Here is a 19,091-nt window from a genome sequence, read left to right on the forward strand (position 1 = left end):
ACCGGACCCCACGATGACGATCCCGAACACCCTCGCCGCGCGCAGCCAGATCCTCGGCCGGCTGCGCGCCGTGCCCACCACCGCACTGCCGACGCCCAGCCTGGACGCCTACCTGCACGGCCCCTTCGGCCGCGGCAGCGTGGGCGCACGCATCGACCCGGCCACGCTGGTCGCGCCCTTCGAGGCCGCCGCCCGCGGCTGGCGGGCCGACGTGCTGCACGCCCGCCCCGGCGACTGGCCGCAGGCGGTGCGCGCGGCACTCGATGCGCGGGGCGTACGCCGCCTCGTGCTGGGCCGCGCTGCGGCGGCCCGGCCGGACCTCACCGCCGCGCTGCAGGGCCTGGAGCGGACGGTGTTCGACCAGCCGATCGACACCTGGAAGGGCGAGCTGTTCGACCGCGTCGACGCCGGCTTCACCTTCACCGAGGCCGGCATCGCCGACACCGGCACGCTGCTGCTGCGCCCGGGCGCCGACGAGCCGCGCACGCTCTCGCTCGTGCCGCCGCTGCACGTGGCGCTGCTGCGCGCCAGCACGCTCTACGCCGGCCTGCCCGCCGCCCTGCGCGCCCTGGCCCCCGAAGCCGCCATGCCGACCAACCTGCTGCTGGTCACCGGCCCGTCCAAGACCGCCGACATCCAGCAGGTGCTGGCCTTCGGCGCGCACGGGCCGAAGGAACTGGTGATCGTCATCGTGGACGACCAGGCCGCCCCGCTGACCTTTGCCGCCGCGCAAGGAGATGCCGCATGAGCGCCCTAACCCACGCCACTCACGCCACCCACCCCGCCGCGGGCACCACGTCCACGCTGCACTTCGTCGACCCGCGCCACTTCAAGGCCAACACCTCCGAGGCGGTCGGCGACGCCCACCTGCGCGCGAGCTTCCGCAGCGCGATGGACTTCCTGCAGGCCAAGCGCGCCGGGCACTTCAGCGACACCGCGGCCTTCGACGCGCTGCGCGGCGTCGGCGAGGCGATCCGCCGCTACAGCCTGTCGCGCCTGCCCGACCTGCTGGAGCGGCTGGAAGGCAACCTGATCGCGCGCGGCGTGCAGGTGCACTGGGCCGCCACGCCAGCCGAGGCCAACGCCATCTTCCTGGCCATTGCCCGCGCGCACGACGCCAAGGGGATGATCAAGGGCAAGTCGATGGTCAGCGAGGAGATCGAGCTGAACCACCGGATGGCCGAGCAGGGCGTGGACTGCCTGGAGTCGGACATGGGCGAGTACATCGTCCAGCTGGCGGGCGAGCGGCCGAGCCACATCATCATGCCGGCGATCCACAAGACCAAGCAGCAGATCGCCGCGCTGTTCGCCCAGGAGATCCCCGACACGCCCTACACCGAGGACGTCGATGCGCTGATCGCCATCGGCCGGCGCGTGCTGCGCAATGAGTTCCGCGATGCCAAGGTGGGCGTCTCGGGCGTCAACTTCCTGGTCGCCGAGACCGGCACGCTGTGTCTCGTCGAGAACGAGGGCAACGGCCGCATGTGCACCACCGTGCCCGAGGTGCACATCGCCATCACCGGCATCGAGAAGGTGGTGGAGCGCTTCGAGCACGTGCTGCCGCTGTTCAGCCTGCTCACGCGCTCGGCCACCGGCCAGGCGGTCACCACCTACTTCAACGCCATCACCGGCCCGCGCCGCCCGGGCGAGCTGGACGGGCCGAAGGAGGTGCACCTGGTGCTGCTGGACAACGGCCGCAGCCAGGCCTGGCGCGATGCGGACTTCCGCGCCACGCTGCAGTGCATCCGCTGCGGCGCCTGCATGAACCACTGCCCGGTCTACGCGCGCATCGGCGGGCTGGCCTACGGCACCACCTACCCGGGGCCGATCGGCGCGATCATCTCGCCGCACCTGCTCGGCCTGGAACCCACCCAGGACCTGCCCACCGCCAGCAGCCTGTGCGGCGCCTGCGCCGAGGTCTGCCCGGTGGGCATCCCGATCCCCGAGCTGCTGATGCAGCTGCGCCGCGCCGCCAAGCACGACCCCGAACCGGGCCACGAACCGCTCGGTGGCCAGGCCAGCGCCAAGGACTGGAAGGAGGCCCTGGCGTGGAAGGCCTGGGCCTGGCTGAACGAGCACCCCGCGCTGTACCGCCACGCCGTGTCGATCGGCCGCCGCCTGCGCGGCCTCACGCCGAACTGGCAGGCTGGCTGGACGGCGCACCGCACGCCGATGAAGCTGGCGGCCAAGGGGCTGAGGGAGCGGCTGGCGGAGCAGGAAGGACGGCGACCCACGCCTGACCGGCGCTGACCGCCGTACACTCGCGAATACACGTATCGCAAGCTCCAGGCCCACGCCATGCCCACCTCCATCCGGCTCGACCCCGCCATCGAGCAGCGCCTGGACCACCTGGCTGCCGCGACCGGCCGCAGCAAGGCGTTCTACCTGCGCGAGCTGATCGCCAACGGGCTGGACGACCTGGAGGACTACTACCTGGCCGCCGCCACCGCGCAGCGGGTGCGCGAGGGCACGGAAGCGGTGTATTCGCTCGACGAGGTGGAGCGCGACCTTGGCCTGGCGGATTGAGCTGACGGCCACCGCCGCCAGGCAACTGGGCAAACTGGACAAGGCCCAGGCCCGCCGGATCACCACCTTCCTGCGCCAGCGGCTGGCCACGCTGGACGATCCCCGAGGCGCCGGCAAGGCGCTGACCGGCCCACAGCTCGGTTCGTTCTGGCGCTACCGGGTGGGCGACTACCGGCTGATCTGCGACGTTCAGGATGGGGTGCTGCGCATCCTGGTGATCGAGATCGGGCACCGGCGCGAGGTGTATCGCTGAGCGGGGTCATCGACCCAGCGCCTCGAAGTGGTACCTCCCATCACCGCAGCGCCGCCTCGTCGTAGGTCACCCGCTCGACCCGGAAGTGGCCGTAGACGAAGGGCCCGTCCGACCGGTGCCAGATGGCGTCGCCGCGCCCGGGCACGCGCCGGCCACCTTCGGCGCTGCGGAACTCGCCCAGCGGCGTGGTCCAGGGCATGCGCTCGACACGGTCGTTGGCCTTCACATCGCCGCGGTCCTCGGAGCGGAAGTCGACCAGCCAGCCCTCGGCGTCGAAGGTCAGCTCGGCGCCCACCGTGTGCGGCCCGTTCATGAACACCACCCTTGCGTGCTGCGCGTCGATGGCCTCCCAGCGCATCGCCGGCCCCAGCAGCGCGGAGGGCGCGTAGGCGCAGAGGTCGTTGAGCAGCGTCACCGTCTCGGTGCGCGACAGCAGCGGGCCGGCAAAGTCCGCCACATCCACCAACCCGGCCAGGCGCACCCGCATCGTGGCCTCGTGCCCGCGGTAGTCGTGCAGCACCTGCACCGGCAGGCCGGCCATCCGCATCGGCATGCGGGTGGCCATGTGGAACAGGCGTCGCGGCGGATCGAGCACGTCCACCTGATGCGCCGGGCCGCGCATGCCGGGCTGGTCCGGCGCGGCGTACAGCGTGGCGTCGAAGGTCACGTGCACCGCGCGCACCGGCGGGCGGCCAACCACACCGGCGTTGCGCAGCCAGCGCTGCACCGGCTCGGGCACGCGGGCCAGGTCCGCCTCGCTGACCGGCGCCGCCGCGGGTGGCAGCACCGGCAGCGAGGCCAGGCGCTGCTGGAAGACGGCGCCCAGATCCGCCCCCGGCCGCTTCGACACCCACAGAGCCGCCAAGCCCGCCAGCACCAGCAGGCCGGCCACCACCCACAGGACGACGCGCATCGACTGCCTCCAACGGACATCCGGTCCAGGCGGTCAGTCTGGCACCGGGTGCGCGGGGGCGGGTTGATGGGTCACAAGGGGGCGCGTGGCGACACGCGCACTCGCATCCGCGGCGACCCGCTCAATCTGCTTGGCAAGAGAGGAGAAGTGTCCATACGCCAAAAGACGAATGCGTTGTCGGTGGCACACGGACACCAACGGCATTTGACGCCAGGGCCGGGTCCGTTCACCATATTTCCAATTCCGGCGCGCGCGGGGCGTGTCGAACCCAGGGAGAGAGTTGATGAACAAGCCACCCCATTCGCTGGCATCGCGCCGCGTTGCACTGTTGTCCCTGCTGGCTGGCGCCAGCACGCTGTTGGCTGCCTGCGGCGGCGGGGGAGACGACAAGTCGACCCCGTTTGTCTTCACCAAGCAACCCAGCAACGTCACGGTCACCTACCGCGGCAGCGCCGTGGGCGTGGATTTCGAGGCCGCCGTCTCTGACTCGGTCAAGACAGCCGAGTGGTTCGAAAGCCGTGATGGGGGGACGACCTGGACCAGCCTGGGCTACACCGGCAATTCGCTGGCGCTGGGCTTCTTCGTCACCAGCACCGCCCTCAATGGCTATCAGTACAAGATCAAGGTGTCGAACTACGACGACCAATTCATCACCAGCAACCCCGTCACGCTGACAGTACTGACTGCCGCGTAAGGCAGCCGGTCACCCGGTCACCAGGATCGCCCGGAAGTCGTTCACGTTGGTCAGCGTCGGGCCGGTGATGACCTGATCGCCCAGGGCCTCGAAGAAGCGGTGGGCGTCATTGCGGTCCAGCGCATCGGCGGCGCGATGGCCCAGCGCCTCGGCGCACGCCAGAGTGTCCGGCCCGGTGAGGGCGCCGGCGATGGGCTCGATGCCGTCCACGCCGTCGGTGTCCGCAGCCAGGGCGTGGATGTGCGGGTCGCCCTGCTGCGCCAGGGTCAGCGCGAGCAGGAACTCGACGTTGCGCCCGCCGCGGCCGGTGCCGCGCACCTGCACCGTCGATTCGCCACCGCTGAGCAGCACGCAGGGCGGCGTGAAGGGCTGGCCACGGCGGGCTACCTGCTGGGCGATGGCGGCCAGGGTGCGGCCCATCGAGCGGGCCTCGTCCTCCAGCGCGTCGCCCAGGATGTGCACCGCCAGCCCGGCGCGCCGGCCGACCTCGGCCGCGGCCTCCAGTGCCTGCTGCGGGGTGGCGATCCAGTGCGTCTCGATGGCCGGCAGGCGCGGGTCGCCGGGCTTGAGGGATTCGGCGATCGTCGCTTCCTCCAGCAGGCGCAGCGCGGCCGGCGGCGCGTCGATGCGGTGGCGCCGCAGGATGGCGAGCGCGTCGGCGCAGGTGGTCGGGTCGGGTACGGTGGGGCCGGAGGCGATGTCCACCACGGCGTCGCCGGGCACGTCGGAGATGACCAGGTTGACCACCCGGGCCGGCGCACAGGCAGCGGCCAGGCGGCCGCCCTTGATGGCCGAGAGGTGGCGGCGCACGGTGTTGATCTCGCCGATGGTCGCGCCGCTGGCCAGCAGCGCGCGGCCAAGGCTCGGCGGCACGCTGGCCGGCGGCATCCGGCACGGGGTGGGCCGCCTCGACGACTTCGATGCGGTCGCAGGGTAGAGCATGGCCGTAGCGGGTCACGACCAGACCCTTCAGGGGCGCCGGCCAGTGCCGCTCCAGGCCCTGCGCCATCGACGCCGCAGCCTTGCCGGCACCGATCACCACGGTGCGCCCGCGGGGCACGGGCGGCAGGTGGCGCGGCAGGCTGTGCGCCGGCAGGGCCGCCTGCAGCGCGGCGTCGAACATCGCGCGCAGCAGGTCGCGTGCAGCAGCGGTGTCCACCGGCCGCATCACTCGATGACCACGTGGGCCTGCTTGACCAGGCGGGCGTACTTCTCGCTGTCGTCACGGATCTGGCGGGCCATCTGATCGGGCGTGTTGCCGATGGGCTCGGCGCCGATCTCGTCCATGCGCTTCTTGAACTCGGGCGAGCGGATGATCTTGACCATCTCGCCAGCCAGTTTGGCCTGCACGTCCTTGGGCGTGGCCGCCGGCGCGAGCACGCCGAACCAGGTGCCGAGGTCAAAGCCCGCCAGCCCGGCCTCGGCCAGGGTGGGCACGTCGGGCAGCGCCGAGGAGCGCTTGCCGGTGGTCACCGCCAGCGCGCGCAGCTTGCCGGCCTTGATGTGCTGCAACACCGGCGTGATGGTGTCGAAGCCCATCGTCACCTGCCCGCCCAGCAGGTCGGTGGTGAGCGGACCGCTGCCCTTGTAGGGGATGTGCAGCAGGTTGGCGCCGATCATGTTCTCGAACTGGGTGCCGATCAGGTGCTGTGCGGTGCCGTTGCCATTGGAGCCGTAGCTCAGCTCGGGCTTGGCGGTCTTGGCCAGCACCGCCAGTTCGGCCACGGTCTTGGCCGGCGACGCGGCGCTGACCACCAGCACGTTGGGCACCAGCGCGATGGTGGTGAGCGGCGCAAAGTCCTTCTGCAGGTCGTAGGGCAGCTTCTTGTAGACCGCCCCGGCGATGGTGTGGTGCACCGCGCCGACCAGCAGGGTGTGGCCGTCCGCCCTGGACTTGGCGACCAGATCGGCCCCCAGCGTGGCGCCGGCGCCGGGCTTGTTCTCGACGATCACGGTCTGCCCGCGAGCGCGGCGGCCAGGTCGCTGAGGATGTCGGCGTGCAGGTTGGTGGCGACGATGGTGTCGAGCGTGCCGGGCCGGTTGACCATGCGGGCGGTGGCGGCGTCCACCAGTTCCTTGTCCCAGGTCACGTCGGGGAAGTCGGCGGCCACCTCCGCGGCGATCTGGTCCCACATCACCATCGCGTGGCGCTGGGCGTTGCTCTTGGTGACCACCGTCAGCAGCTTGCGCGGGCGGCTTTGCGCCAGCTCGAAGGCGAAGCGGAGGATGCGCTCCACGCCCACGCGGGTCATGATGGACACGTCGGTGGCCGCCTCGATCGGGTGGCCCTGGTGCACGCGGCCGCCGACGCCGGAGTACTCACCCTCGGAGTTCTCGCGCACGATGACCCAGTTCAGGTCCTCGGGCCGGCAGCGCTTGAGCGGTGCGTCGATGCCGGGCAGGATGCGCGTGGGCCGCACGTTGGCGTACTGATCGAAGCCCTGGCAGATCTTCAGCCGCAGGCCCCAGAGCGTGATGTGGTCAGGGATGTGCGGGTCGCCGGCCGAGCCGAACAGGATGGCGTCCTTGCCCTTCAGGGCCTCCAGCCCGTCGGCCGGCATCATCTCGCCGCGCTCGCGGTACCAGTCACCGCCCCAGCCGAAGGACTCGAACTCGACGGCAAAGCCGCCATCGGCCGCGGCCAGGGCCTGCAGCACCTGCTGGCCGGCGGGGACCACCTCCTTGCCGATGCCGTCTCCGGGGATGGCTGCGATGGCGTAGGTCTTCATGTCGGTTCTCCTGTGTCGGTGGCGATGCCCGCACTCTAGGAACCCCGGGGCTTGCCGGATCAGGGTGAAAGTGAAAGCATCGTCAACCCGAGGTGAACGATCAGGACACGACGATGAGGACACCATGACCCAGCCCGCGCTTCAGAGTGCCGACCTGGCCTTCCTGGTCAGCCTGGCGGGCAGCGGCAGCCTGAGCGCGGCGGCGCGTGAGCTGGGCCTGTCGAAGGCGGCAGTCAGCAAGCGCCTGGCGCTGATCGAGTCCCGCAGTGGCGTGGCATTGGTCAACCGCAGCACCCGGCGCATGAGCCTGACGCCCGAGGGCGAGGCGGTGGTGGAGCGCGCCCGGCGCATCCTCGGCGAGATCGAGGAGCTGGACGCGCTGCGGCACGCCAAAGGCGCCGCAGGAGCTGGTCGGCCACGCCTGCATCGGCATCCGCCAGGGCGACGAGGCCTACGGCACCTGGCGGCTGTCGACCGGCCGGGGCGCGCGCCAACGCAGCGAGACGGTGAAGACGCGCGGCAACCTGGCCACCAACGACGGTGAGATCGCCGTGGCCTGGGCGCTGGAGGGGCACGGCATCCTGATACGCGCCGAGTGGGACATCGCCCGCCACCTCGCCAGCGGCCGGCTGGTGCCGGTGCTGCCGCAGTGGGAAACGCCCGAGGCGGACATCTACGCCGTCTGGCCGCAGCGGCTGCAGCTGTCCACGCGGGTGCGGGCCTTCGTCGATTTCATCGCCGAGTCCTTCGGCGCGCCGCAGCCGGTGCAGCAGGAACCCCCGGCGTCAGAACACGCCTAGCCGCAGCCCGGCGGCCAGGGCCGCGCCCAGGTCCTGGCAGCGCAGCAGTTCGTCCGGCGCGATGTGCTTGGGCGCCAGGATCTGCGCGGTTGTCTGCGCCCGGGTGCAGACGATCAGCGGCTCGGCCACCTGCGCCAGGCGCCAACCGGTGGCGATGCGCGCGATCTGCCGCGCCGCGCCCTGGCCGTCGCTGCCGGCGCAGACCAGGCTGGCGTAGGGCCGGCCGGCCACGTGGTCGAGCACGGCGTAGTAGCTGCGGTCGAAGAAGTCCTTCAGCAGCCCGCTCATCGCGGCCAGGTTCTCGGGCGTGGCGAAGAGATAGCCGTCGGCCGCCAGCACATCGGCGGGGCCGGCTTCACGGGCGTGCACCAGGCGCACCTGCAGGGGCCAGGTGGCAGCGTCGGGCGCGGGCTCTTCGGCTTCCAGCCGGGCCGCGGCGGCGGCGGCCTCGGCCATCTGGCGGGTGCCGCCGGTCATCGAGTGCCAGACGATCAGCAAGGTCCTGGTGTGGGGCATGCTTGCAGTGTGCCCCGGACGGGACCCGGCCAGGACCGGTGAGGCGATCAGCGCCCCGTCGGGTGGCCGAGGGCCTGCCAGACGCGCTCGGCCCGCTCGACCAGCGCCAGCCCGGCGCGAGCGGCCCAGCGTGTCGCCTGGATGTGCAGGGGCGCCTTGCGCCCCGGCAGGCGCCGACGCGCAGCGCGGAAGGAAAAGGCGACGGACGGTCGCAGCGGAAAAGCCCCGGATGGCATCGCCAAACCCTCGTCAACGTGTGGAATCCGCATTAACCCTAGTTTACCGGGAGGATCGCCCGGCTGGGGTGCCATCGTGGGGCCCTGTCAGCGGCAGGACACACCGCGGGCCCTGGGCACAAGGGACCAGGGGCTGAGTCGGTCGCAAAGCACACGCTTGACCCGGCTGTTCCAGCCACCGGCACGCAGTGGCTGGCGCACAATAGCCGCGGTTAGCGCGTGGTTGGTGCCCTGCCGTGCTGCCGCTGTCTGCCTGCCTGCTTTCACCTACCCTCCGGCCCCATGTTCCTTGCCCGTCGCATCGCCTGCCGCATGGCAGCCACCCGAGCACTGACGCTCGCACTGAGGCTGGCACTGGCCAGTGCCCTGCCCATGGCGGCCGCGCAGGCCCAGCCAGCGGCGCCGGCAGCGCCCGCCGCCACGATCACCGTCAGCACCAACAACACGCCGCTGGACCGCCGGGCACTTCAGGCGCTGGCGGGCGAGGCCTTTCGCCGCGTCGGCCTGGAGTTCAAGCTGGTCGGCCTGCCCTCGGAGCGCTCGCTGCACGCGGCCAACCTGGGCGAGATTGACGGCGAGGGCCTGCGTGTGGCCGGCCTGGGCGCGCAGTACCCGAACCTCGTGCAGGTCCCCGAGCGCTTCCTTGGCGTGAGCTTTGTCGCCTTCGCCAAGGACCCGTCAATCCGCCTCGACCAGGGCTGGGACAGCCTCAAGTCCTACAGCGTGGCCTTCATCATCGGCTGGAAGATGTTCGAGGCCAACGCGACCAGTGCGCGCGTGGTCAACAAGGTGGACCAGCCCGAGCAGATGTTCCGCATGCTGGAGGGGGACCGCATCCAGCTCGCGCTGTACACCCGGGCCGACGGGACCGCGCTGGTGCGCAGCCTGGGCCTGCGCGGCATCGCACCGCTGTCGCCAGCGCTCAAGGACGTGGACATGTACCTGTACCTGCACCGCCGGCACGAGGCCCTGGCTACCCGGGTGGCCCAAGCGCTGCGCGAGATGAAGGCGGACGGCAGCTACCAGCGTCTGCTCGCCGCCGCCCAGGCCGCCGACTGACGGACCCGGGCAGTGGCAACAGCGCGGCGCACGGGCGGGGGCTGGATCGGCCGCATCGGCCTGCGCAGCCGGGTCGCACGCCGACTGCTGTTGTGGACGCTGCTGGTGGGCGGACTGTGCTCGCTGCTGGTGGCCACCGCGATGGCGGTGCACACCTACCGCGACCGCGTCGCGACGCTGCAGACCACCCTGCGGGCGATGGCCCAGCTCGTGCTGCCCGCCCTGGAACAGAGCGTGTGGGCCTTCGACCAGAAGCAGGTCGAGCTGCAACTGCGCAGTCTGGAGGCGCTGCCCGACGTGGCCGCGGTGCGCCTGCAGCAGAAGGGGTTGCAGACGCTGGAGCTGCGCTCCGGCCCGCTGTCGGCCGACACGCTCTCGGTCTCCCTGCCGCTGCTGCACGTCGAAGAGGGCCGCCGCCACGAGCTGGGCTCGATCACCCTGGTCACCGACCTGGGCGGACTGCGCCAGCGCTGGGTGCGCGAGCTGGCGCTGGCCTTCGGCGGGCACGCGCTGGTGATCATCCTGATCGCGCTGCTGTCGTCGCTGGTCTACCAGGGGCTGCTGACGCGCCGGCTGCTGGCGCTGGCCGACGAGCTGCGCAACGTCACCCCCGAGGACCTGCGCCAGGCCCCGCCGGCCGCGCTGGCCCAGCTGCCGGACGAGCCGGACGAACTCGACGAGCTGGCCACCGCCATCGTCGCGCTGAAGGCCACCGGCCACCAGGCGCTGCGCGATGCCGACGACAAGGCGGTCCGGCTGCAGGCCACGAGCCGGCTGCTCGACTCCATCGTCGAGCACATGCCGAACATGATCTTCCTGAAGGACGCCGCGCAGCTGCGCTTCGTGCTGTTCAACCAGGCCGGCGAGCAACTGCTGGGCTGGGACCGCGCCGACCTGCTGGGGAAGAACGACCACGACTTCTTCCCGGCCCGGCAGGCAGACCAGTTCATCGCCCGGGACCGCGAGGTGCTCTCCAGCCACGACGTGCTGGAGGTCGAGGAGGAGATCACCACCCGCGACGGCACGTGCCACCTGCTGCGCACCCGCAAGCTGGCGCTGCGCAACGAGCACGGCGAGGCCGAGTTCCTGCTGGGCATCTCGGAGGACGTCACCGAGCGCAAACGCAACGCCGAGGCCCTGCGCGAACGCGACGAGCTGTACCACACCATCCTCAGCAGGGCTGGCGATGGCATCGACCTGGTGGACGTCGAGACGTTGCGGATCCTCGAGGTCAACGATGCCGCCTGCGAGATGATGGGCTACTCCCGCGAGGAGTACCTGAAGCTGCGCCTGCCCGACATCCATCCGGACTTGGACGAGGCGTCAATGCGCGAACGCATTGCCGGCGTCCTCGCCGCAGGCAGCGCCAGCATGGAGCTGCACCACCGCGCCAAGGACGGCCGGATCTTCGACGTTCACATCAACGTCCGCTCGATGCGCCTGGCTGGGAAGGACTGCCTGGTGGCCGTGTGGCGCGACATCACCGCGGAGAAGGCCGCCCGGGAGGCGCTGGAGAACGAGGCCCAATGGCACCGCGCGCTGGTCCGCAATGCGGTCGAAGGCATCGCGATCTTCGATGCCGGGCATCGCCTCATCGAGGCCAACGAGCGCTTCGTCCAGATGCTGGGCTGCACGATGGAGCAGGCGCTGACGCTGCACCTCTGGGACATCGACACGGCCCGGCCACAGGACGAACTCCAGCGCCTCCTGCCGGCCGGGCAGCACCAGGAGGTCGTCTACGAGACCCACTATCGCCGCCGCGACGGCAGCGACTTCGACGCCGAGGTCAGCCTGCAGAGCGCGCGCATCGGCGGGCGCGACGTGTTCGTCACCATCACCCGCGACATCTCGCGGCGCATGCAGGCCGAGGCCGCCCTGCAGCGCCTGAACGAGGACCTCGAAGCGCGCGTGGCCGAACGCACCGAGGACCTGCAGGAGACCCACCGCAAGCTGCTGGACATCCAGTTCGCAATGGAGAGCGTGGGCATCGGCATCACCTGGGTCGATTTCGCCAGCGGCACGCTCACCTACGCCAACCGGTACGCGGCCGAATTCCTCGGCTACAGCGTCGACGAGATGCTGCGCCTGCACCTCTGGGACATCGACCCCGCCCTGGCCGCTGGGGCCTACGCTGGCTTTGCCGCGCAGGTGCGCCAGCAGGGCCACCTGCAGCGCGAGACCGAGCAGCGCACCCGCGACGCACGCATGCGGCCGGTGGAAACCACGGTCTACTTCCACGCGGGCGACGCCCATGCCTCGCCCCGGCTGATCGCCTTCACCTCCGACATTGCTCACCGACGCGAGGCCGAGCGTGCGCTGATCGAGGCCAAGGAAACCTCCGAGGCCGCGAGCCTGGCCAAGAGCAGCTTCCTGGCCAACATGTCGCACGAGATCCGCACCCCCCTGAACGCCATCCTCGGCCTGAACCACCTGCTGCGCCGCGACATCCTCCAGCCGCTGCAGGCCGAACGCCTGGAGAAGATGGAGAACGCCGGGCGACACCTGCTGTCCATCATCGACGACGTCCTCGACCTCTCCAAGATCGAGGCCGGCAGGCTGGAGCTCGATCGGCGCAACTTCCACCTCTCGGCGGTGCTGGACAACGTCGCCTCGATCGTGCGCGAGACCGCCGAGGCCAAGGGGCTGCAGTTGGAGATCGACCCCGACGGCGTGCCGCTGTGGCTGCGCGGCGATGCCACCCGGCTGCGCCAGGCGCTGCTGAACTTCGCCGGCAACGCGGTCAAGTTCACCGACACCGGCCACATCGCGCTGCGGGCCCTGCTCCTGGCGCAGCGTGGCGACGAGCTGCGCGTGCGCTTCGAGGTCGCCGATACCGGCATCGGCCTGACGGCCGAACAGCAGGCCCGGCTGTTCCGCCCCTTCGAGCAGGCCGACGGCTCGACCGCGCGCCGCTACGGCGGCACCGGCCTGGGCCTGGCGCTGACCCGGCGCCTCATCGAGATCATGGGCGGTGAGGTCGGCGTGCGCAGCGCGCCGGGCGAGGGCAGCCACTTCTGGTTCGACGTGCCGCTGCAATGCGGCCACGGCCCGTTGCCGGCCGAGCCCGCGGCCGATCCAATGGCCGATGCCGAGACCCTCCTGCGCGGCGAACACCGCGGCGCGAGGGTGCTGCTGGCCGAGGACAACCTGATCAACGTCGAGGTCGCTCTCGAATTGCTGCACGCGGTGGGGCTGGACGTCACCGTCGCCGAAAACGGCCGCCAGGCGCTTGAACAGGCGCGCGAGTGCCGCTTCGACGTGGTGCTGATGGACATGCAGATGCCGGAGATGGACGGCATCGAGGCCACCCGACAGATCCGCCAGTTGCCCGGCTGGGCCGACGTGCCCATCCTCGCGCTGACCGCCAACGCCTTTGCCGAGGACCGTCGGGCCTGCCTGGACGCTGGCATGAACGAGATGCTGACCAAGCCGGTGGACCCGGCGCTGCTCTACGCGGCGTTGCTGACCTGGCTGCATCACCACCACGGCCGTACCGAGTCGCGCCGCAGCATATCGAGCCTGCGCACCGTCCGGGCAGGTGTGGCCAAGCCGCCGCTGCACGTCGACGCACTGCCTGCCCAGGCCGAAGACCCGCGCCTGGCGCTGCTGCGCGCGCTGCCGGGCGTGGACGTGGACTTCGGCCTCGGCGCGGTGCGCCACCAGGTGCCGCGCTACCTGGCGCTGCTGCAGCGCTTCGTCGACTCGCTGCGCGAGGCCCACGCCACCCTGGAGGCCGGCCTGGCCGACGACGACGGCGAGGCCCTGCGTCAGATGGCCCACCGCCTGCGCGGCGCCGGCAGCACGCTGGGTCTGACGGCGATCGCCGACATTGCCACCCGACTGGAAACGCTGCTGCGCGAGCGCGACACGCCGGGCTCCGTCGCCGCGCTGGTGCGCCGCCTGAGTGCCCAGCTGCGCGAGGCGCTGCAGCGCCTGACGCAGGTGCTGCCGCTCACGCCTCAGGCCGCACCGCTCCCACCCACGGGCACGGCGCCGGCCGATCCCGGCCTGCTGGACGCCCTCGACGCCCTGCTGCACCAGGGTGACATCGCCGCCGCCGCCTTCCTCGACACCCACGCCGTCGCCCTGCACGCCACGCTGGGGTCCCGCTTTGCCGAGCTGCGGGCCCAGATCGGCGGCTTCGATTTCGACGCCGCCCGCCACACGCTGCGCAGCGAGCGCTGACAGGCCCGCGCCGCGATGGCCTACGTCGACCTGCCCATCCTCTGGCGCGACGCGCACCTGATCGCGGTGCACAAACCCAGCGGCTGGCTGGTGCACCGCACCGGGCTGGACGCAGGCGAGACCCGCTTCGTCGTGCAGACCCTGCGCGGCCAGCTCGGCGGGCAGCACGTCTGGCCGGTGCACCGGCTGGACAAGGGCACCTGCGGCGTGCTGCTGCTGGCGCTGCACGCCGAGGCCGCCCGGGCGATGGGCGAGGCCTTTGCCCGCCATGCGGTGCACAAGCGCTACCTGGCGGTGGTGCGCGGCTGGGCCCCCGCCGAGGCGGAGGTGGACCACCCGCTGCGCCCCGACGACAGCCCGCCCGACGCCCCGGCGCAGCCGGCACACAGCCACTTCACCCGCCTGGCCCGGCTGGAGCACGCCGAAGCCAGCGAGCCCCGCTTCGCCAGCACGCGTGCCTCATTGGTGCTGGCCGAGCCCCGCACCGGCCGGCGCCACCAGATCCGCCGCCACCTGAAGCACCTGGCGCATCCGATCCTGGGCGACGCGACCCACGGCAAGGGCCCGCTCAACCGCTGGTGGGCCGAGCGCCTGCGGCTGCAGCGGCTGTGGCTGCACGCCCAGGCGCTGGACTTCACCCATCCGCTGACCGGTGAGGCAGTGGCGCTGCACAGCGGGCTGCGCTGGGACGGCGCGGCGCTGACACTGGACGAAGGGGCTGCGGCGGATCTGCACCACTGGCTGGCCTGGCAGGCCGTCGCCGGCTGGACGCCCAATGCGGGAAGCCACTCGCCCGGACCGCCCCCCGCGCAAGCCGCACAATAGACATCAATCCTGAACACCGATGGCGGCGGCACCCTCCCCCGTGCCGCACGCCCCTGCCAGACATGAAGCCAGAACCGGCTCGACCGAACCCCGTCCAGATCGTCAAGGGCGCCAGCGCGCGCCTGCCGACGGCCTGGGGCGAGTTCACGATCACCAGCTACTTCGACCAGACCACCCAGATCGAGCACATGGCGCTGCACTGCGGCGACGTGGCCGGCGCGGAGCTGCTGGTGCGCGTGCACTCCGAATGCCTGACCGGCGACATCTTCGGCTCGCTGCGCTGCGACTGCGGCCCGCAGCTGCACATGGCGATGCAGCGCATCAGCGCGGCCGGGCGCGGCCTGGTGATCTACATGCGCGGCCACGAGGGACGCGGCATCGGCATCGACCAGAAGCTGCGCGCCTACACCCTGCAGGACCAGGGCCTGGACACGGTGGACGCCAACCTGGCGCTCGGCCACCCGGCCGACAGCCGCCGCTTCGAGGCCGCAGCGGCGATCCTGAAGGACCTGGGCGTCACCTCGGTCTGCCTGATGAGCAACAACCCGCTCAAGCTGCTGGCGCTGAGCAACGAGGGCATCGCCATCGTGCAGCGCGAGCCGCACGAGATCGACGCCAACCCCGAGAACGCCAGCTACCTCAACGCCAAGCGCCTGCGCCTGGGCCACCTGCTGAGCAACTGAGCGCTCAACAAGCCGGGCGGGCGCCTGGGTGGGCGGCCCCCACGGGCAGGGCTCCGCGGCGTCAGGCGGTGCCGGTGGTTGAGCTTGTACAGTCGCGCCCCCGCCTTTTCCACCTCAGCACTTCAGCACATCTCAGGCTTCCCGCGATGAGTGTCCACCCCAGCGCCCCGGCGGCCAGCACCGCCGCCACGGCCCGCCCGACCGTCAGCCTGCCCCGCCTGCGCGAGCTGGCCGCGCGCGGCGAGCCGGTCGCCATGCTGACCTGCTACGACGCCACCTTCGCCAAGGTGCTCGACGCCGCGGGCGTCGATGCCCTGCTGGTGGGCGACTCGCTGGGCAACGTCATCCAGGGCCAGCCGAGCACGCTGCCGGTCAGCCTGGCGCACATGGCGTACCACACCGAGTGCGTGGCGCGCGCCCAGACCGCGGCCTGGCTGATCGCCGACCTGCCCTTTGGCTGCTACGAGGCCAGCGCGCTGCAGGCCTTCGACGCCGCCGCCACGCTGATGCGCGCCGGCGCCCGCATGGTCAAGCTCGAAGGCGGCGGTGCGCTGGCCGAGACGGTGCGCTTCCTGGTCGACCGCGGCATCCCGGTGTGCGCCCACCTCGGCCTGACGCCGCAGCGCGTGCACGCGCTGGGCGGCTTTCGCGTCCAGGGCCGGGACGAGGCCGCGGCCGACGCCCTGCGGGCCGACGCCGCAGCGATGGCCGCCGCCGGGGCCACGATGCTGGTGCTGGAGCTGGTGCCTGCCGCACTGGCGCGCGAGATCACCGCCGCCCACCCGCAGATGCTCACCATCGGCATTGGCGCCGGGGCCGGCACCGCCGGCCAGGTGCTGGTGCTGCACGACCTGCTGGGCCTCACCGCCGGCCGGCGCCCGCGCTTCGTGCGCGACTTCACCCGCGAGCCCGGCAGTAGCGCCGATGCGCCGGGCCTGCCGATCTCCGCTGCGGTGGCCCGCTACGTCCAGGACGTCAAGGCCGGCCGGTTCCCGGACGAGCGCATCCACGCCTTTTGAGCGCCTTTCAAGCGCCTTCTGACCCCCTGCCGATCGACCCGCCATGCAAGTCATCCACACCCTCGCCGAGTTGCGCGCCGCCCTGGCCGGCCAGACCCGCACCGCCTTCGTACCGACGATGGGCAACCTGCACGAGGGCCACCTGGCGCTGGTGCGCGAGGCCGCGCGCCGCGGCGGCCCGGTGGTCGCCAGCGTCTTCGTCAACCGCCTGCAGTTCCTGCCGCACGAGGACTTCGACCGCTACCCGCGCACCCTGGCGCGCGACTGCGAGCTGCTCGCGCCGGCCGGCTGCGACCTCGTCTTTGCCCCCGCCGAGGACGAGCTCTACCCCGAGCCGCAGGCCTACAAGGTCCATCCGCCCGCGGCGCTGGGTGACATCCTGGAGGGCGAGTTCCGCCCCGGCTTCTTCACCGGTGTGTGCACCGTGGTGATGAAGCTCTTCCAGTGCGTGCAGCCGGCGGTGGCCGTGTTCGGCCAGAAGGACTACCAGCAGCTCAAGGTCATCCAGGGCATGGTGCGGCAGTTCGCGATGCCCATCGAGATCGTCCCCGGCGCCACCGTGCGCGCCGACGACGGCCTGGCGCTGTCCTCGCGCAACGGCTACCTCTCGGCCGCCGAGCGCGCCGAGGCGCCCACGCTGCAGCAGGTGCTGGCCCGCATGGCCGGCCATGCCCGTGACCCCGGCTGCACGCTCGCCGACGTGGAAGCCCGCGGCGCCCAGGTGCTGCGTGAGCGCGGCTGGGCGCCGGACTACCTCACCCTGCGCCGCCGCAGCGACCTGCTGCCCCCCAGCGATGCGCAGCGCCTGGGCGGCGCGCCGCTGGTGGCCCTGGCCGCCGCCAAGCTGGGTGCCACGCGGCTGATCGACAACCTGGAATGCTGATGACACGGCGCGCCACGTGGCCATGATCCCCGTCGAGGCCCGGGCGCTGCCATCGGCCCGGGCGCTGCCGGGGGCACAGACCTGGGCGGTGCAGGCCGGCGGGATCACCCTGGCGGTGGAGCTGTCCGGGCCGCCCGGCGGAGAGCCCCTGCTGCTCGTGCCCGGCCTGGGCATGCAGCTGACCGACTGGCCCACCGGCCTGGTCGCCGAGCTGGGCGCCGCAGGCTTCTGCGTCATCTGCGCCGATCCGCGCGACCTGGGCCTGAGCCAGCCGATGGACGACCTCGGCCGCGCGCCGGTGCATGCCACCGTCCTCACGCAGATGTTCGGGCTGCGCTCGCGCGTGCCCTACACGCTGGCCGACCTCGCCCAGGACGCCGTGCACCTGCTCGATACCCTGGGCATCGGGCGCGCCCACGTCTGCGGCGCCTCGATGGGCGGCATGGTGGCGCAGCACCTCGCGGCCAGCCACCCGCAGCGCCTGCGCAGCCTCACGCTGATGATGAGCAGCTCGGGCTCGCCCTGGCTGCCCCGCGGCCACCCGCAGGTGCTGCAGCAGATGTTCAGCCGGCCACCGCCGCGTGCCCATTTCGACGAGCTGGTGGCCCACTTCGCCCGGCTGCACCGCTCCATCGGCAGCCCGAACTGGCCCGAGCCCGAACAGGAACTGGAGGCGCGCGTGCGCACGGGCCTGCTGCGCGCCTACCGGCCGCAGGCGCTGGAGCGCCAGGCCGTGGCCGTGATGGCCGACGGGGACCGCTCGGCGCTGCTGCGGCACATCACCGCGCCCACCGCGGTCATCCACGGCGGCGCCGACCCGCTCGTGCCGCCGGCCGCGGGGCGTGACCTGGCCAAGCGCATCCAGGGCGCCGTCCTCGACGAGATCCCGGGCATGGGCCACGATTTTCCCGAGGCGCTCTGGCCCCGCTTCGTGGCGGACCTGCTCAGCGTGGCGCGGCGTGCGGCCGCCGCTGGCTGACCCGGGTAACCCCCGACAGCGCCTGGTCCGGCGGCATCTGGTCGGGCAGCACCTGCGCGTAGCGGCCAGCCAACTCTGCACCGAACGCTGCCCCGATCCCTGCCCCGACCTGGCTGACAGGCTCCACCTCCGGGAAGACCGCCCCGGTCACCTGCCCGGCCACCAGCGCCAGCCCCATGGCCAGGCCCAGCGCCAGCCCCTGCGACAGGCTGCGCGCCAACGCCCTGGCCAGCCCCTCGCGTCGACCCTTGCGGAGCACCGGCGCCGCGGGCCGGGCCCACTGTGCCGGCGGCGGGTCCAGCCGCAGCGCCACCGCCGGCCCGCCGGCACCGAAGCGCAGGACATCGCCATGCGCCAGGTCCACCGAGCGGGTCACGCGCACGCCGTTGCACAGCAGGCCAGCGCCACCAGCATCACCGGCGCCAGCACGGCCAGCCCCGTCGCCCAGGTCGATCAGGCGATAGCCCCCGCCGGCCCGGACCACCCGCGCCGCCAGCCGGCCGGCCGCCTCGCCAGCAGCGCCACCGGCAACGAACCGCAGCGCATCGGCGCCATCGCAGCCAATGTCCAGCGGGACATCGAACTGCGCTTCGGTGAACACCGCTTCCTGGCTCGCCTGGCCAGCAGGGCCACCGAGGGGGCGAAAGATCAGGGATGTCATGCCTGGGGCTCCGGCGAAGGACAGGGAGGTCTTTGCAGACCGGGCAGCACCTTGCTGCCATGACGTCATGCTAGGAAGCGAAAGTGGTGACGCACTGCACGATTGCGGGCCAATCCCGGCGCAAACATGG

Annotated in this window: 16 protein-coding genes and 4 pseudogenes; 13 read left to right on the forward strand and 7 right to left on the reverse strand. The window is 72.0% G+C overall.

Features of this window, described 5'->3' with window-relative positions; genetic code table 11:
• Positions 1–13: 13 nt before the first annotated feature.
• Genes NGK70_RS01090 through NGK70_RS01105 form a run of 4 tightly spaced genes read left to right on the forward strand, consistent with a single transcriptional unit; the run spans position 14 to position 2,779 of the window.
• Positions 14–748: a LutC/YkgG family protein gene (locus tag NGK70_RS01090; protein WP_251971547.1), complete on the forward strand. Its 735-nt coding sequence runs from the start codon at positions 14–16 to the stop codon at positions 746–748.
• Entirely contained in the window at positions 745–2,250 is a 1,506-nt protein-coding gene (locus tag NGK70_RS01095; protein ID WP_251971548.1) for a LutB/LldF family L-lactate oxidation iron-sulfur protein, read from the forward strand. The genes NGK70_RS01090 and NGK70_RS01095 overlap by 4 nt, the downstream gene beginning before the upstream one ends.
• Before the next feature lie 48 nt (positions 2,251–2,298).
• Positions 2,299–2,526 (forward strand): type II toxin-antitoxin system RelB family antitoxin, encoded by a 228-nt coding sequence (relB, locus tag NGK70_RS01100; RefSeq protein ID WP_251971549.1) that lies wholly within the window; start codon positions 2,299–2,301, stop codon positions 2,524–2,526.
• Complete coding sequence (locus NGK70_RS01105; protein WP_251971550.1) at positions 2,510–2,779, forward strand: type II toxin-antitoxin system RelE family toxin; 270 nt, start codon at positions 2,510–2,512, stop codon at positions 2,777–2,779. The genes relB and NGK70_RS01105 overlap by 17 nt, the downstream gene beginning before the upstream one ends.
• Before the next feature lie 40 nt (positions 2,780–2,819).
• On the opposite strand, the gene NGK70_RS01110 is transcribed toward NGK70_RS01105, so the two are convergent.
• Positions 2,820–3,692 carry a DUF6544 family protein gene (locus NGK70_RS01110; RefSeq protein WP_251971551.1) on the reverse strand — a complete coding sequence of 291 codons (873 nt, stop codon included), beginning with the start codon at positions 3,690–3,692 and terminating at the stop codon, positions 2,820–2,822.
• A 283-nt stretch (positions 3,693–3,975) separates the two neighbouring features.
• Between NGK70_RS01110 and NGK70_RS01115 the strand changes: the two genes are divergently transcribed.
• Positions 3,976–4,386, forward strand: coding sequence for a hypothetical protein (locus NGK70_RS01115; protein ID WP_251971552.1), 411 nt, complete (start codon positions 3,976–3,978; stop codon positions 4,384–4,386).
• A 9-nt stretch (positions 4,387–4,395) separates the two neighbouring features.
• On the opposite strand, the pseudogene NGK70_RS01120 reads toward NGK70_RS01115, so the two are convergent.
• From NGK70_RS01120 to NGK70_RS01130, 3 pseudogenes are all read right to left on the reverse strand, one after another.
• Positions 4,396–5,554, reverse strand: a pseudogene (locus tag NGK70_RS01120) (glycerate kinase type-2 family protein).
• Positions 5,554–6,348, reverse strand: a pseudogene (locus tag NGK70_RS01125) (tripartite tricarboxylate transporter substrate binding protein); the annotation flags it as partial. The pseudogenes NGK70_RS01125 and NGK70_RS01120, both read right to left, overlap by 1 nt.
• A pseudogene (locus NGK70_RS01130) lies at positions 6,345–7,115 on the reverse strand (isocitrate/isopropylmalate family dehydrogenase); the annotation flags it as partial. The pseudogenes NGK70_RS01130 and NGK70_RS01125, both read right to left, overlap by 4 nt.
• 124 nt (positions 7,116–7,239) lie before the next feature.
• On the opposite strand from NGK70_RS01130, the pseudogene NGK70_RS01135 reads away from it, so the two are divergent.
• Positions 7,240–7,915: pseudogene (locus NGK70_RS01135) on the forward strand (LysR family transcriptional regulator).
• Here NGK70_RS01135 and NGK70_RS01140 read toward each other — a convergent pair.
• Entirely contained in the window at positions 7,901–8,431 is a 531-nt protein-coding gene (locus NGK70_RS01140; protein ID WP_251971553.1) for a flavodoxin family protein, read from the reverse strand. The pseudogene NGK70_RS01135 and the gene NGK70_RS01140 overlap by 15 nt on opposite strands.
• A 47-nt stretch (positions 8,432–8,478) precedes the next feature.
• Positions 8,479–8,667 (reverse strand): hypothetical protein, encoded by a 189-nt coding sequence (locus tag NGK70_RS01145; protein WP_251971554.1) that lies wholly within the window; start codon positions 8,665–8,667, stop codon positions 8,479–8,481.
• Positions 8,668–8,979: 312 nt separating this feature from the next.
• Here NGK70_RS01145 and NGK70_RS01150 point away from each other — a divergent pair, with 312 nt between their 5' ends.
• The 7 genes from NGK70_RS01150 (at position 8,980) to NGK70_RS01180 (ending at position 18,300) form a co-directional block, all read left to right on the forward strand.
• Complete coding sequence (locus NGK70_RS01150) at positions 8,980–9,726, forward strand: substrate-binding periplasmic protein (protein ID WP_251971555.1); 747 nt, start codon at positions 8,980–8,982, stop codon at positions 9,724–9,726.
• Positions 9,727–9,738: 12 nt separating this feature from the next.
• A complete protein-coding gene (locus NGK70_RS01155) occupies positions 9,739–13,911 on the forward strand; it encodes a PAS domain S-box protein (protein WP_251971556.1) in 4,173 nt (1,390 codons plus the stop codon).
• Positions 13,912–13,926: 15 nt separating this feature from the next.
• Positions 13,927–14,736: a pseudouridine synthase gene (locus NGK70_RS01160; protein WP_251971557.1), complete on the forward strand. Its 810-nt coding sequence runs from the start codon at positions 13,927–13,929 to the stop codon at positions 14,734–14,736.
• Between the two features lie 62 nt (positions 14,737–14,798).
• Positions 14,799–15,419 (forward strand): GTP cyclohydrolase II, encoded by a 621-nt coding sequence (gene ribA, locus NGK70_RS01165; RefSeq protein ID WP_251971558.1) that lies wholly within the window; start codon positions 14,799–14,801, stop codon positions 15,417–15,419.
• 146 nt (positions 15,420–15,565) lie between these two features.
• Positions 15,566–16,438, forward strand: coding sequence for a 3-methyl-2-oxobutanoate hydroxymethyltransferase (gene panB / locus NGK70_RS01170; protein ID WP_251971559.1), 873 nt, complete (start codon positions 15,566–15,568; stop codon positions 16,436–16,438).
• A gap of 43 nt (positions 16,439–16,481) precedes the next feature.
• Positions 16,482–17,321, forward strand: a complete 840-nt coding sequence (gene panC / locus NGK70_RS01175) for a pantoate--beta-alanine ligase (protein WP_251971560.1) — start codon at positions 16,482–16,484, stop codon at positions 17,319–17,321.
• Between the two features lie 22 nt (positions 17,322–17,343).
• Positions 17,344–18,300 (forward strand): alpha/beta fold hydrolase, encoded by a 957-nt coding sequence (locus NGK70_RS01180; protein ID WP_251973645.1) that lies wholly within the window; start codon positions 17,344–17,346, stop codon positions 18,298–18,300.
• Here NGK70_RS01180 and NGK70_RS01185 read toward each other — a convergent pair.
• Positions 18,266–18,961, reverse strand: a complete 696-nt coding sequence (locus NGK70_RS01185) for a hypothetical protein (RefSeq protein WP_251971561.1) — start codon at positions 18,959–18,961, stop codon at positions 18,266–18,268. The genes NGK70_RS01180 and NGK70_RS01185 overlap by 35 nt on opposite strands.
• Between the last annotated feature and the right edge of the window lie 130 nt (positions 18,962–19,091).

The organism is Sphaerotilus microaerophilus (assembly GCF_023734135.1).
Classification (GTDB): Bacteria; Pseudomonadota; Gammaproteobacteria; order Burkholderiales; family Burkholderiaceae_C; genus Sphaerotilus; species Sphaerotilus microaerophilus.

Excerpts from the sequence above, each read along its gene's own strand:
- NGK70_RS01090 (WP_251971547.1), top strand. The coding sequence starts at position 14 with ATGACGATCCCGAACACCCTCGCCGCGCGCAGCCAGATCCTCGGCCGG.
- NGK70_RS01095 (WP_251971548.1), top strand. The coding sequence starts at position 745 with ATGAGCGCCCTAACCCACGCCACTCACGCCACCCACCCCGCCGCGGGC.
- relB (WP_251971549.1), top strand. The coding sequence starts at position 2,299 with ATGCCCACCTCCATCCGGCTCGACCCCGCCATCGAGCAGCGCCTGGAC.
- NGK70_RS01110 (WP_251971551.1), bottom strand. The coding sequence starts at position 3,692 with ATGCGCGTCGTCCTGTGGGTGGTGGCCGGCCTGCTGGTGCTGGCGGGC.
- NGK70_RS01115 (WP_251971552.1), top strand. The coding sequence starts at position 3,976 with ATGAACAAGCCACCCCATTCGCTGGCATCGCGCCGCGTTGCACTGTTG.
- NGK70_RS01140 (WP_251971553.1), bottom strand. The coding sequence starts at position 8,431 with ATGCCCCACACCAGGACCTTGCTGATCGTCTGGCACTCGATGACCGGC.
- NGK70_RS01145 (WP_251971554.1), bottom strand. The coding sequence starts at position 8,667 with ATGCCATCCGGGGCTTTTCCGCTGCGACCGTCCGTCGCCTTTTCCTTC.
- NGK70_RS01150 (WP_251971555.1), top strand. The coding sequence starts at position 8,980 with ATGGCAGCCACCCGAGCACTGACGCTCGCACTGAGGCTGGCACTGGCC.
- NGK70_RS01160 (WP_251971557.1), top strand. The coding sequence starts at position 13,927 with ATGGCCTACGTCGACCTGCCCATCCTCTGGCGCGACGCGCACCTGATC.
- ribA (WP_251971558.1), top strand. The coding sequence starts at position 14,799 with ATGAAGCCAGAACCGGCTCGACCGAACCCCGTCCAGATCGTCAAGGGC.
- panB (WP_251971559.1), top strand. The coding sequence starts at position 15,566 with ATGAGTGTCCACCCCAGCGCCCCGGCGGCCAGCACCGCCGCCACGGCC.
- panC (WP_251971560.1), top strand. The coding sequence starts at position 16,482 with ATGCAAGTCATCCACACCCTCGCCGAGTTGCGCGCCGCCCTGGCCGGC.
- NGK70_RS01180 (WP_251973645.1), top strand. The coding sequence starts at position 17,344 with ATGATCCCCGTCGAGGCCCGGGCGCTGCCATCGGCCCGGGCGCTGCCG.
- NGK70_RS01185 (WP_251971561.1), bottom strand. The coding sequence starts at position 18,961 with ATGACATCCCTGATCTTTCGCCCCCTCGGTGGCCCTGCTGGCCAGGCG.